Annotated in this window: 10 protein-coding genes and 1 pseudogene; 6 read left to right on the top strand and 5 right to left on the bottom strand. The window is 59.8% G+C overall.

What is annotated here, in order from left to right; genetic code table 11:
* Positions 1–179: 179 nt before the first annotated feature.
* Complete coding sequence (locus N554_RS0119285; protein ID WP_029584962.1) at positions 180–440, bottom strand: hypothetical protein; 261 nt, start codon at positions 438–440, stop codon at positions 180–182.
* Positions 441–571: 131 nt separating this feature from the next.
* On the opposite strand from N554_RS0119285, the gene N554_RS0119280 reads away from it, so the two are divergent.
* From N554_RS0119280 to N554_RS0119265, 4 genes are all read left to right on the top strand, one after another.
* Complete coding sequence (locus N554_RS0119280; protein ID WP_029584961.1) at positions 572–2,668, top strand: M3 family metallopeptidase; 2,097 nt, start codon at positions 572–574, stop codon at positions 2,666–2,668.
* Between the two features lie 13 nt (positions 2,669–2,681).
* Entirely contained in the window at positions 2,682–3,317 is a 636-nt protein-coding gene (locus N554_RS0119275; RefSeq protein ID WP_029584960.1) for a DUF1007 family protein, read from the top strand.
* Positions 3,314–4,447, top strand: coding sequence for a nickel/cobalt transporter (locus N554_RS0119270; protein ID WP_029584959.1), 1,134 nt, complete (start codon positions 3,314–3,316; stop codon positions 4,445–4,447). The genes N554_RS0119275 and N554_RS0119270 overlap by 4 nt, the downstream gene beginning before the upstream one ends.
* A 106-nt stretch (positions 4,448–4,553) precedes the next feature.
* A complete protein-coding gene (locus tag N554_RS0119265) occupies positions 4,554–5,381 on the top strand; it encodes a dienelactone hydrolase family protein (RefSeq protein ID WP_029584958.1) in 828 nt (275 codons plus the stop codon).
* A 211-nt stretch (positions 5,382–5,592) separates the two neighbouring features.
* Here the strand turns inward: N554_RS0119265 and N554_RS42135 are convergent.
* A pseudogene (locus tag N554_RS42135) lies at positions 5,593–5,731 on the bottom strand (helix-turn-helix domain-containing protein); the annotation flags it as partial.
* 140 nt (positions 5,732–5,871) lie between these two features.
* Here N554_RS42135 and N554_RS0119255 point away from each other — a divergent pair.
* Positions 5,872–6,666, top strand: a complete 795-nt coding sequence (locus N554_RS0119255) for a DUF899 domain-containing protein (protein ID WP_029584956.1) — start codon at positions 5,872–5,874, stop codon at positions 6,664–6,666.
* A gap of 248 nt (positions 6,667–6,914) precedes the next feature.
* Here N554_RS0119255 and N554_RS0119250 read toward each other — a convergent pair whose 3' ends face one another.
* On the bottom strand, positions 6,915–7,343 hold the full coding sequence (locus N554_RS0119250) for a cupin domain-containing protein (protein ID WP_036053652.1): 429 nt from the start codon (positions 7,341–7,343) through the stop codon (positions 6,915–6,917).
* A 331-nt stretch (positions 7,344–7,674) separates the two neighbouring features.
* A complete protein-coding gene (locus N554_RS0119245; protein WP_051677576.1) occupies positions 7,675–8,571 on the bottom strand; it encodes a polysaccharide deacetylase family protein in 897 nt (298 codons plus the stop codon).
* Between the two features lie 604 nt (positions 8,572–9,175).
* Here N554_RS0119245 and N554_RS0119240 point away from each other — a divergent pair.
* Positions 9,176–10,318 (top strand): epoxide hydrolase family protein, encoded by a 1,143-nt coding sequence (locus N554_RS0119240; RefSeq protein WP_029584953.1) that lies wholly within the window; start codon positions 9,176–9,178, stop codon positions 10,316–10,318.
* 335 nt (positions 10,319–10,653) lie between these two features.
* Here the strand turns inward: N554_RS0119240 and N554_RS0119235 are convergent, their stop codons facing one another.
* Positions 10,654–12,276 carry a hypothetical protein gene (locus tag N554_RS0119235; protein WP_029584952.1) on the bottom strand — a complete coding sequence of 541 codons (1,623 nt, stop codon included), beginning with the start codon at positions 12,274–12,276 and terminating at the stop codon, positions 10,654–10,656.
* Between the last annotated feature and the right edge of the window lie 433 nt (positions 12,277–12,709).

Here is a 12,709-nt window from a genome sequence, read left to right as displayed (position 1 = left end):
TTTTTTTTAGACTCGCGACAAATTTGCCTACGCGCGGTCGCAAGCGCAGCGCTCAGCGCACGCAAGCGCGCTGCAAGCGGCCTTGCGAGCAGGCTTTAATGTGAACAGCCGTTAAGCATCTTTAAGGAAGCGTGAACGTTCGAAGCAAGCCGCGAGCGGCTTTGTTGCTTAAGCCCGCCTTACGCGCGTCGCGTAAACGGCTCGACTCGCTGCGCGGCACGGATGAACGTCGTCATGACGAACACACCGGCCGCGAACAGCACCGCCTGCAGGATGTGCGCGGCGGTGTCCTCGAGGCCGAACAGGATCGCGAGCGCCCAGCCGCCGGCGAATGCCGCGCCGAACACTTCGGCGCCGATCAAAATCGCCGCGCTGATGACCGTGATGACGCTGGGCCAGACGATCTGGCGGGCTGCGGTCGGGGAGGGCTGCGAGCTCATGGGGATTGATCCTGGTTTGGGTGCGCAATCTCTCTGAAAACGCCCCCGCTATCAAGCGCAAAAGGGCTCAAAAAAGCCCCATCGCGTGCTATAGCTTCTCCATTCACCTAGAACGCAAAACGGGAATTGTTATGTCGGAAACCCCGGAAACGGCGGTCACCTCGCAAGCTCCAGTAAACCCGCTGCTGAAGGCGTGGCAGACCCCGTTCGAGACGCCGCCATTCGCGGAGATCGCGCCGGAGCATTTCCTCCCCGCCTTCGAGCAGGCTTTCGCCGACCACGCAGCCGAGGTCGCCGCCATCACCCATGATCCCTCCGAGCCGGACTTCGCCAACACCATCACCGCGCTGGAGCGCTCGGGCAAGCTGCTCTCCAAGGTATCGGCTGTGTTCTACGACCTGGTGTCGGCGCATTCCAATCCGGAGCTGCTCGAGATCGACAACGAGGTGTCGTTGCGCATGGCACGGCACTGGAACCCGATCATGATGAACGCGGTGCTGTTCGGCCGCATCGTGATGCTGCACAACAACCGCGCCACGCTCGGACTGACCGGCGAGCAGATGCGGCTCCTGGAGCGCACCTATACCCGTTTCCAGCGCGCCGGCGCCGGGCTCGACGAAGCGGCGAAGGCGCGAATGGCCGAGATCAACGAGCGGCTGGCGCATCTCGGCACGGCATTCAGTCACCATCTGCTGGCCGATGAGCAGGACTGGTTCATGGAGCTCGGCGAGGCCGATCGCGACGGCCTTTCCGACAGCTTTGTCGCATCCGCAAAGGCCGCCGCTGATGAGCGCGGCATGCCGGGAAAGGCGATCATGACGCTGTCGCGCTCCTTCGTGGAGCCGTTCCTGAAGAGCTCCACCCGCCGCGACCTGCGCGAAAAGGTATTCAAGGCCTTCACCGCGCGCGGCGACAATGGCAACGACAACGACAATAACGCGATCATCGTCGAAATCCTCGAGCTGCGCGAGGAGAGCGCCAAGCTGTTGGGTTTTGCCACCTTCGCCGCCTATCGGCTGGAGGATTCGATGGCCAAGACACCTGAGGCGGTGCGGGGCCTGCTGGAGCGGGTCTGGAAGCCGGCCCGGGCCCAGGCGCTGGCGGATCGCGATGCGCTGCAGGCGCTGGTGACGGAGGAGGGCGGCAATTTCGCGCTGGCGCCGTGGGACTGGCGCTACTACGCCGAAAAGCTGCGGCAAGTCAGGGCCAATTTCGACGACGCCGCCATAAAACCCTATCTGGTGCTCGACCACATGATCGAGGCCGCCTTCGACTGCGCGACCCGCCTGTTCGGCCTCAGCTTCTCGGAGCGCACGGACATTCCGGTCTGGCATCCGGACGTGCGGGTCTGGGAGGTGAAGGACAGTGCCGGCAAGCACAAGGCGCTGTTCTATGGCGACTACTTCGCGCGGCCCTCGAAGCGCTCCGGCGCCTGGATGACCTCGCTGCGCAACCAGCAGAAGCTCGACGGCGACGTCGCTCCGCTGGTCATCAACGTCTGCAATTTCTCCAAAGGCGCCGAGGGCCAGCCGTCGCTGCTGTCGCCGGACGACGCGCGGACCCTGTTCCACGAATTCGGCCACGGCCTGCACGGCATGCTGTCGGACGTGACCTATCCCTCGCTGTCCGGCACCTCTGTGTTCACCGATTTCGTCGAGCTGCCGTCGCAGCTTTACGAGCACTGGCAGGAGCAGCCGCAGGTGCTGCGGCAATTCGCCCGGCATTACCAGACCGGCGAGCCGCTGCCGGACGATCTGTTGCAGCGCTTCCTCGCCGCGCGCAAATTCAACCAGAGCTTTGCCACGGTGGAATTCGTCTCCTCGGCCCTGATCGATCTCGAATTCCATACCCAGCCGGCCGCGGCCAGCCGGGATGTGCGGGCGTTCGAACGCAAGGAGCTGGAGAAAATCGGGATGCCCGAGGAAATCGCGCTGCGGCACCGGCCGCAGCAGTTCGGCCATATCTTTTCCACTGCTGGCGATCACTATGCCTCGGGCTATTACAGCTACATGTGGTCCGAGGTGATGGACGCCGACGCCTTCGGCGCCTTTGAGGAGGCCGGCAACATCTTCGATCCCGTGGTCGCCAAACGTCTGCACGACGACATCTACTCGTCAGGCGGCTCGCGCGATCCCGAAGACGCCTATGTCGCGTTCCGCGGCCGGGAGCCGGAGCCCGACGCGCTGCTGCGTCGCCGCGGCCTGCTCGAAACATCAGAGGCAATCTAACGTGAATACATTGATGCTTCGGTTGATGGCTCTGCTGCTGCTTGCCGGCACCCTTGCGCTCGGTGCGAAACCAGCCCAGGCGCATCCGCACGTCTGGATCACCGCAACCAGCGAGTTGGTTTATGCCCCGGATGGCTCGATCACCGGCGTGCGTCACGCCTGGACCTTTGACGACATGTTCTCGACCTACGCATTGCAGGGCATCGAGACCAAGACCAAGGGTGTCTACAGCCGCGAAGAACTGGCGCCGCTGGCGCAGACCAACGTCGAATCGCTGAAGGAATTCGGCTTCTTCACCTTTGCCAAGGCCGACGGCAAAAAGGAAAAATTCCAGGAGCCGGTCGACTACTTCCTTGAATACAAGGATGCCGAGCTGACGCTGCATTTCACCTTGCCGCTGAAGACGCCGGTGAAATTCAGGGAACTTGCGCTGGAGGTGTTCGATCCGGCGTTCTTCATCGACTTCAAGTTCGCGGACAAAAATCCGATCAAGCTGGTCGGAGCTCCCGCCGCCTGCCAGATGAAATTCCAGCGGCCGAATGACGGCACCGCCACTGCGCAACGGCTCGGCGAGCAGAATTTCCTCGATGGGGACAACTCGAACTACGGGGCGATGTTCGCCAACAAGATCACGGTGGATTGTCCGTGAGGCCGGAATTCAGCCCGAGCTTCGCGCGCGTCCTGACGGTTGGCGTCGCGGCGGCGTTGGTGATCCTGGCGCTCGACAGCTTTGTGCACGTCGTGATGGCGCAGAACCCGTTCGGCGGCCCGCGCCCGAGCGGGGCGGAGCCGCAGGTCGGCGGCATCGTCGGATGGCTGCTCGCCAAGCAATCGGAATTCTATCGCGAGATGTCCGCCACCATCCGCGCCGCGAAGTCTGACGGCAGCGCGGTCTGGACGCTGCTCGCGATCTCGTTCGCCTACGGTATTTTTCACGCCGCCGGGCCCGGCCATGGCAAGGCGGTGATCTCGTCCTATCTGGTCGCCAACCAGGAGACCGCGCGGCGCGGCATCGCGCTGTCGTTCGCGTCCGCGCTGATGCAGTCGCTGGTTGCGGTGGTGATTGTCGGGATTTGCGCCTGGCTGCTCAACGCCACCGCCAAAACCATGTGCGGCGCCGAGAAGGTGATCGAGATCGTCAGCTATGCGCTGATCGCGGCGTTCGGCGCACGGCTGGTCTGGACCAAGGGTGGCGGATTTATTCGCGCGCTGCAGGTAAAGCCGCTGGCACCGGCGATGGCGCTAGCCGCAGCGGCGCCTCACGATCATGCCGGACATGGACACGACCATCACCGCCACGACCATTCGCATTCTCACGCCCATGTAGCGCATCACGATCATGAGCACGCTCACGATGGCCATGGACACGAGCACGGCCACGTCCATGACGAGCATTGCGGCCACTCCCATGGTCCCGATCCAAGCGAACTCGCCGGTCCCGGCGGCTGGCGGCGCGGATTTGGCGCGATCTTCGCCGTCGGCATCAGGCCCTGTTCGGGCGCGATCCTGGTGCTGGTTTTCGCGCTGGCGCAGGGCATGTTCTGGGCCGGCATCGCCGCGACCTTCGTGATGGGGCTCGGCACCGCGATCACGGTGGCGATCATTGCAGTAATTGCAGTCACCGCGAAGGACCTCGCCGCGCGCTTGAGCGGTGGCCGCGAGGGCAGCGGCGCGTTGATCATGCGCGGTGTGGAATTCGGCGCGGCGGGACTGGTGCTGCTGTTCGGCGTCGGCTTGCTGTTCGGCTACGTCGCCGCCGAACGCGTGACCTGCTTGTAAAGCGCATGACCTGCTTGTAAGCAGATTCCAGGTGCACGGGACCGCGGATCCAGTGACCTCTGGGTTCGAGACGTGCGGCGTTGTCGCCAACAAGGAAATTACGCCGATGCCGAAGCGGTCCATGAAGCACGACGATCCGCTTGAGGATTTCACGCGCCGCGACATTACCCTCGATGATGTCAGCAAGGGCGTGTACGTGGCAGGCTCGGGACCCGCGGTCATCGTAATGACGGAGATGCCAGGCATCAGCCCGCATGTCGCACGGTTTGCGCGCTGGGTCCGCGACGCCGGCTTCACCGTCTACATGCCGTCGCTGTTCGGCCGCGATGGCGCCGTTCCAGGTGCCGAGGAGGGTGCCGCGGTCTTTCAGCACGCCTCTGTGAGCGCCGAGTTTCGCGCCTTGGCCTCGAACGAATCCAGTCCGGTGACAAAGTGGCTGCGGTCGCTGGCCCGATTTGCGCACGGGGAGTGCGGCGGTCCCGGCGTCGGTGCCATCGGGATGTGCTTTACAGGAAACTTCGCGCTGACCATGATGCTCGAACCGTCGGTGTTGGCGCCGGTACTTTCCCAGCCGTCACTGCCACTGAACAATCCGGCCGGCATTGAAATCGCGCCGGACGAAGTGAAGGCCGTCCGCGAACGGCTCGAACGGGAAGATTTGACGGTAATGGCCTATCGCTTCGAGGGCGACAAATTCTGCATGGCCCAGCGGTTCGAGGCCTATGCTGAGGTGCTCGGCGATCGCTTCATCGGCCGCGTGCTTCCGGACAGCGCGGGAAATACCGATCTTGCGCCGTTTTTCGAACGCAACGCCATAACCCCGCACAGTGTCGTGACCGCTCATCTGATCGACGAGGCCGGCCAGCCGACGATCGCGGCCCGCGACGAGATCCTGGCGTTCTTCAGGAAACGACTGGCGTCTCCGCGAGGGTGAACGATCACCGCTTCCCTCATCTCTCAAAGCAGATGAGAACCATAGCAACCATCTGAGGTTCGGCTACCTCCGCACATGGCTTTTTTTTGACATGCGCACCGACTGTGATGTCGGTTCACCGGGGTAGATCGGAAGTCATCGGCGGGCGGTCAAACGACGCCAATGGACCCAATCCGGACCTCGCGCTCATCGGATCGTGTTCCGGAAAGCGGCCGTGCCGGACCATCGCGATCCCTCGAAGCGCGAGCGCAGGAGCACCGTCGCGCAACGCCACGCGGTTCAAGGCCGCCGAGGGGATCGCCCGCTTCGAGCGCACGCGCCGCGGCTGCAATCAGCGACCCCGTCTGAATACCGCCACACTTGTTACTCCCACCGTTCGATTTCCGGTGCCAAACTATCTCACGACCAGCAACGAGCGATGAGCCGCGAATGGAATCGCGCTTCAGCCACAAGGCGCGGGAATTCGCTCAAACTAGGAGGTTCAGACGCGATGACTACATCAGCCGAGAACGGACGGAAAGGCAGTCAACCTGCCATGCACGCACCACCGGTCGTGTCGTCGCAGGCGTGGGAGGCGGCACGCGAGCAGCTGCTCGTGAAGGAAAAAGCCCAGACCCGCGCCCGCGACGCCCTGGCCGCCGAGCGTCGACGAATGCCATGGATGGCCGTGGAGACGGCGTATGCGTTCGAGGGTCCTGCGGGCAAGGCCAGCCTGCTCGACCTGTTCGACGGTCGGCGTCAGCTGATCGTCTACCGCGCCTTCTTCGAGCCGGGAGTGTTCGGCTGGCCCGACCACGCCTGTCGGGGCTGCTCCATGGTGGCCGACCAGGTCGCCAACGTCGCCCACCTGAACGCCCGTGACACTACCCTCGTTTTCGTCTCGCGTGCGCCTCAGGCGGACATCGCGCGGCTGAAGGCGCGGATGGGCTGGCAGATGCCGTGGCTCACCCTCACGGACAGCTTCGACGCCGACTTCTGCGTGGACGAGTGGCACGGCACGAACGTGTTCTACCGCGACGGCGAGCGCGTGTTCCGCACCTACTTCATCAACAACCGCGGCGACGAGCAGATGGGGAGCACCTGGAACTACCTCGACATCACGCCGCTGGGCCGGCAGGAGGTCTGGGAGGACTCGCCCGAGGGCTATCCTCAGACCCCGACCTACAAGTGGTGGAACTGGCACGACAGCTACGTCGCGGACGCAGCGCCCGACAAGAAGTGGGTCGAGGTGTCGGACGCCGGAGAGGCGGCGTTCCGGAACCAAAGCGCGACCACGAAGCCATGAAGCAGGTCTGTTACGGTGGGATCTGACGGGCGGCGACGGTCGGTCTGAGGGGGCCACGATCGGCCGTAGCGAAGGTCCGCGGTGAAGAGCGGTGCGCAGTGCCGGCGCCATCCGTGACACGGCGCGCTCGCTCCATCTTGAACTACGGTGCGGCCTTCATACCGGTGAATGCGAGCTCGTAGGCAACGACATTGCCGGAATCGCAGTGCATACCGGCGCGCGCGTTGCGTCGACCGCAAGCTGCACTCTCAAGCGCCGTGAACTCCATCGAGTTCCGGGAGCAATACGACACTCTCCTGATCATTGGGGTCAGTGCGCGCAATGACGGCGACGCAGCTCTCCGAAGCGCTCAGATTGTAGGGCAGATGAGGCATATTGGCGGAGATGTATAGAAACTCCCCGGCTCGTGCGATGAGATGTTGTTCAAGTCTCTCACCATACCACATGCCGGATTCGCCGCTCAGGACATAGATGGCAGTTTCGTGTCCGTCGTGCTTATGCGCATTGGCCCGTCCGCCCGGCGGGAATCTTACGATCTGCAAATGGATTCTCCGCGCTCCTACCGACTGCGCAGAAATACCGGGCGTATACAAGTGTCCCTGCTTTCCGCTGGCTTCCGCCCCCGCGCCAACGACTCGGCAGGTCGGCGTAGCGTCATCGATCGCGATGTCAGGCATGATGTCAGGCATTACGTGCTCCTTCAGCTCAGTCATCTTGCTTCTCCTGATCCGCCGCCATGGTTGCAGATCAACAAAATAAATTGGAGCACGTTACGGATGAGTGGCATTTTTGATTTACCTGGTTACATCGGTAACCTGCGTTTGGCCAACATGGGGGCAGCGACAAGGTGATCGAATGAGATCGGCCGATGTCCTGGCTTTGGCACAGATGCGAAGTGCCGACTGCATGCGCGACGATTGTGCAAGAATGCACAATTGAAGGCGAAACAAGTACGCAGTTGAACATTGGAGGGAGGCTTCCAACGTTCAGCTGGGCCTGCAGGTCGCTTCAGGCGGACGGGCCGGAAAGGCCGGTCTTCTGCACGGGACCGCGATCGAGATAGGGGGTCTTGTCGCGGGTCTTCAAAGCCCAATCCGCGATCTCGTCCTTGCGAGCGAACCAGACGCCCGGCTTGCTTTTGGCGTAGGTGAAAAAACGGTCGAGGACGCGCGCACGATTGGCGTGACCCGAAATGCGATCATGGAGCGCCATTACCATCATCCGGCGGCGAGTGGCCCCTTCCTCGTAAAGCTGATCGAACTCGTCCTTGAGCGCCTGCTCGTAGGCGGCCGGGTTGTAGCCTTCGAACGGGTAGGACACGATGTCGTTCATGTGGAAGGTGTAGGGCACGGTGACGAAGTCGCCGCCCTTGACCGGCAGGATGAACGGTTGGTCCATGCTGGCTTCGTCCAGGTAGTAAGTGAAGCCGAGCTCCTTGAGTATGTCGAGGGTGTGCGGGCTATTGCGCACCCAGTACGCGCTCCACCCCCTCGGCGTCTGACCGGTGGCGTGCTCGATGCTGTGCATGTTGTCGATGATGAATTGGCGCTCGTCGGCCGGGCTCAGATCGTAACTCGCCGACCACGTGCGGCCGTGGGCGGCGGCCTCGTGTCCACGGCGCACAACCTCCTTGGCGAGCGCCGGATCCTTGTCGACCGCCTGACCGATCATGAAGGCGGTGACCTTGATATCGTGCTTGTCGAATAGGTTGAGCAGACGCGGTGTGCCCTCGTAGATGCCGTACTCGAAGACGCCGTTGGTCGGCATGTCCGGCAGGCCGTTCTTGATCGGCTCAGGGATGACGCCGGGGGCGCCGGAGATGGGCTGGCCGCCGCCTTCGTACATCAGGGACATGCTGATCGCGAGGCGAGCGCCATTCGGCCAGAACGAACTATCGTCGGTCATGATTGCTTCCTTTCCTTGGGCTAATCCACTGAGGGTCCTTGCGGCGGCAGCAGCGCCAGCGGCGGTCAAGAATTCACGGCGGTTCACGGTTCTCCTCCAAGACGTTGTTGATCCCCGCTCTGCTTCGAACCGTCGATTCCGAGCTCTATTGGCGGTCGCGCCGCCCCTGGTTCGGGTTTTGACCCCGGAGGTCAGGCACGAATTCGCCGTTCCCCGCCGCTCGCATTCCCGCTCACAAGGTGAAAGTTGAGATTGCTGATTGCGTAAATCCACCGGGGGAGGTTGGAAAGATCGGGCCCAATCCGCTTTGATTATGGAGCATGCGAAGTGCCGACCGCATCGAGCAATGTCCGAGTTCGAGGGCGAAGCGGAAAACATGGGCTCGTACTGAGTTCCTCTCAGTTTGACCCCACACCGGACATTGCGATCACCAAGGAAATTTCATTGGATCGCTCCCTGACGGCTTCCAGGTGTCGAGTTTAGACAGCTACACTGCCGCATTCTGTTCGTGGCGGGCATGCCCGACGCGAGTTCGGCGGGCTTCTCTTGGTAATGGCAGTATTCAATCCGTATCGCGAAACGATAGTTCAAGGATCATTTGGAGATGGCACCCCAGGCATTCGTACTTAGGATTCCCGACGCGGACATTGCCGATTTGAAAACCCGCCTCAGTCTCACCCGTTTCCCTGATGCCGCCCCCGGCGAGCCATGGGCCTACGGCACCAGCGTCGCTTATATTCGTGACCTGGTGTCCTACTGGAAGGACAGTTTCGATTGGCGCGCTCAAGAAGCAGCTTTGAATGCATTCCCGCAGTTCAAGGTGCCATTGCACGACATCGATCTGCATTTTCTGCACGTTCCCGGCGTTGGCCCGAACCCATACCCACTCCTGCTAATGCACGGTTGGCCGGGCTCAGTCTTTGAATTCCTCGACATTATTCCCCGACTGACCGATCCGGCTCGATTTGGGGGCGATCCAAGGGACGCTTTTACCGTCATCGTACCGTCGCTGCCCGGATATGGGCTTTCCTTTAAGCCTGGGCAGAAACGGTTTGTTCTTCAGGACATCGCAGCCTGCTTGCACGATCTGATGACCAAGATTCTTGGACATCGGAAATTCGCTGCACAAGGCGGCGATTGGGGTGCCGCCGCTGCCTCGCTCATTGGACAAAAATATCCATCGTCCGTCTGCGGCATCCACCTTAATTTACTGTTCACGCCACGCGACAAGACCATGGCGAATTCGGAAGGCGAAGCGCGATACAATGAACAAGTTGCGCATTGGCTAAAAGAAGAAACCGGTTATCAACAAATTCAAGGCACCAAACCACAGACTCTGGCTTTCGGGCTCACGGACTCTCCCGCAGGTCTAGCCGCATGGATCGTAGAAAAATTTCGCTCATGGTCTGATAACGACGGTCTCCCAGAGAGCGCCATAAGCCGTGATCGCATGCTCGCGAATATCGCGTTCTACTGGTTCACTGCAGCGATTGGCTCGTCGTTCTGGCCATACTATGGTCGCCTGCACTCCGGCTTGCCGATCTCGCCAGAGCATCCGATCACCGTCCCAACGGGCTATGCTGCGTTTCCAAAGGACATAATCCTGCCGCGTCGTTCAATCGCCGAAAAAACGTACACAAACATCCAGCGCTGGACGGAGATGAAAAAGGGCGGTCATTTCGCTGCCATGGAGCAGCCGGCTGCGCTTGCCGGTGAAATTCAGAATTTCTTCCGACAGCTTCGCTAAACTTATGAAGCAAGCTACCGTCGCCTTCCGGCACAAAAGCGAAGTGCCGACTGAATCGAGCAATGTCCGAGTTCGAGGGCGAAGCGGAAATCATATGCTCGTACTGAGTTCTTCTCAGTTTGACCCAAAGCGGAATGGGAATTGATGCGGCAGTTTGATCGAGTGCGCCGCGCGTCGAACTGCAACTTGCCGTCATCATTTCCCATGCTTCAGCGAAGCCAGCAATCGGATGAACTCAATCGATGGGGCGGTACTTCAATGCGAATATCAAAGGCACCGGGAAGGACGGGCCTTACGATTGTCGGACGCACAAGGTATCGAGCTATTAGAAATAGCTATGCTGCCGGTTTCGCCCCGACGTCAGGAATGCAGGTTGGGTTCGCCTTCAGTATAATACCGAGTCTCTTCTCTTCAAAGATTAGCTTGTTGATGATCAGAGGCTCACTATTGAAGGCCTTGTTAAACTTGATATGGACACCAAACAACGTGCTTTTATTCTTATCAAGCACCTCGCTCGCTTCGGCCTTTGCAGCGACTACGGTCACGGCAGAGTCTATTTCTGGATCATAAAGAGGTACCGTCGGAGTAGTGTTCGCTTTAGTTCTCTGCACGCAGAGCCATCGCTTTAAGCCCTTCTCTCGAAAAGACGCGAGCATCTCGTCCCGTGAAAGCGTCTTGCTCGTGTCAGCGGTAACTTCCGGGTAAAGGAGCTTAAGTGCTTTATAATTTGCGGTTTGATCTTCAACCGTAACCGTCGGCGCAAAGTAGCTAAGTAGCTTACTCAGCTGTCCCGCCCGAAGACCATCACTCTGCAAGTGCCTGGCCAGTAGATCAGTAAACGAATCCATTTCATCCGCGAGCGTCGGTCGGTTGTGCGGTTGATCTGAAGTATTGACAGGAACCAGGTCTTTTACATTGGCGAGGGTTATACGGTATCGAGGTTCGAGCCTTTGCAACTTATCCATGATTGTCAAAGCAGCTCTGGCGATTGCAGGACCAAGGCACTTGGTAATTTTGTCAGTTGAATTGTCCGCTAAGATCAGGCGACGATAAAGTAGAAACGCAACGTCGCGATCATCGGATATGCCGGCACTGTAATACACTTGCGTTGCTTGAGCACACTGTCCACGCATCGCATCGTCCGTTCCTGCTACAGTTACAGCAGCCCCACTCGTGCTGCTAGCAGCGTAATACGCAGCCAGGAATTTTGTGTGGCCGTCCATCACCAGACTAACCACAGGATTTACGATCATTTCCATCGATGAAACAACTTTTCCATCACCGTCGTAGGTATAGACAACGTTCTTTCCGATTCTCAGCTGGCCACCATCCTGTTTAGAAACAGTTGCGGTTGCTCCAAAGAGGTCTCGAGCATTCAGATAATTGGTGAGGAGTGCGGACCCATTATTGACCGAGGTTGCTAATTCCGGGGGTGGCTGGGCTTTGAACAAGGCATACAGGTTTGTTGCAGTCGACAAGGTCAGAGCAGTAAGTTTGGAGAAGAACTCGGCGGCTCGATTAGTTACGTTGACCCCTAGTTGCGCCTCGACATTGTAATTTTCGGATCCACTTATAAAGAATTGTCCCGCACAAGGCCGCCCGGCGAGTTCACTAGCGTGAAAAACTCGAAATTGAAGTGTTGCCACATTCGAGCTAAAAATTGGCGTCCTTGTCGCACCAGCAGCTGGTACAACTGGCGCAGCAGCCGCGTTAGACGAGAAAATGCTGACGTTCATATTTAACGTACCGACTCCGAAGAACGAGTCGGTCGCATCGATAAGAGACCGAATCAAAGCATCGCTGCGCTGTTGATCAAACCGGCACTTGTAGTCGACCGAATACAAACTGGTAAACTTAAGATCACCTCCCGTGCCGGGAATGAAAGCAATACGCCCATCTGCGGCGAACGACGCTGAGCTAGGCAAAACAAGAAGAAGCCAAAAAATAAAATTTCGCATGTGCCACCCATCCAGAAAATTTGAAAATGGCACTTCTAAATACCTGAATCAACCTAAAATTGTTATCGAGCCATCTCAGAACCCGCCCCCCAGCCAGGCCGCCCGCTTCGGCTCCATCCCACGGCATCGAGCAATGTCCGCTTCTCTAATCGGCCATTTGGGGTCAAGCGCTTTCAGACTATCCGCCACTGCAGTGTCGATGTCGCTCGCGGGCTCGTGCTTCTCTTCGGAATCGGCACCAGGCCCTTCCATCATGGGATTCGAAGACGAGGCGGAACAATCTTTTAGTCGGCCTTGCCGTCAGATAACGGCAGGTCCAAGCGGACATGCGAACTCACCTCATCCATCGTCCCGCGAGGGACATCCTTCCACTGCCCGGTGGATCTCGGGTGTCCTCCTATCGCACTGATCTTATGTGCCCCTCATGCTGCTG

This window comes from Bradyrhizobium sp. URHD0069 (assembly GCF_000701345.1).
Lineage (GTDB): Bacteria > Pseudomonadota > Alphaproteobacteria > Rhizobiales > Xanthobacteraceae > Bradyrhizobium.
The sequence above is the reverse complement of the archived record's forward strand: the minus strand, read 5'-3'. Positions and strand labels throughout refer to the sequence as shown.

What these genes read in the sequence shown, in the direction of transcription:
- N554_RS0119275 (WP_029584960.1), top strand. Translation starts at nt 2,682, where the DNA reads ATGCTTCGGTTGATGGCTCTGCTGCTGCTTGCCGGCACCCTTGCGCTC.
- N554_RS0119235 (WP_029584952.1), bottom strand. Translation starts at nt 12,276, where the DNA reads ATGCGAAATTTTATTTTTTGGCTTCTTCTTGTTTTGCCTAGCTCAGCG.
- N554_RS0119250 (WP_036053652.1), bottom strand. Translation starts at nt 7,343, where the DNA reads ATGCCTGACATCGCGATCGATGACGCTACGCCGACCTGCCGAGTCGTT.
- N554_RS0119245 (WP_051677576.1), bottom strand. Translation starts at nt 8,571, where the DNA reads ATGACCGACGATAGTTCGTTCTGGCCGAATGGCGCTCGCCTCGCGATC.
- N554_RS0119255 (WP_029584956.1), top strand. Translation starts at nt 5,872, where the DNA reads ATGACTACATCAGCCGAGAACGGACGGAAAGGCAGTCAACCTGCCATG.
- N554_RS0119240 (WP_029584953.1), top strand. Translation starts at nt 9,176, where the DNA reads ATGGCACCCCAGGCATTCGTACTTAGGATTCCCGACGCGGACATTGCC.
- N554_RS0119265 (WP_029584958.1), top strand. Translation starts at nt 4,554, where the DNA reads ATGCCGAAGCGGTCCATGAAGCACGACGATCCGCTTGAGGATTTCACG.
- N554_RS0119285 (WP_029584962.1), bottom strand. Translation starts at nt 440, where the DNA reads ATGAGCTCGCAGCCCTCCCCGACCGCAGCCCGCCAGATCGTCTGGCCC.
- N554_RS0119280 (WP_029584961.1), top strand. Translation starts at nt 572, where the DNA reads ATGTCGGAAACCCCGGAAACGGCGGTCACCTCGCAAGCTCCAGTAAAC.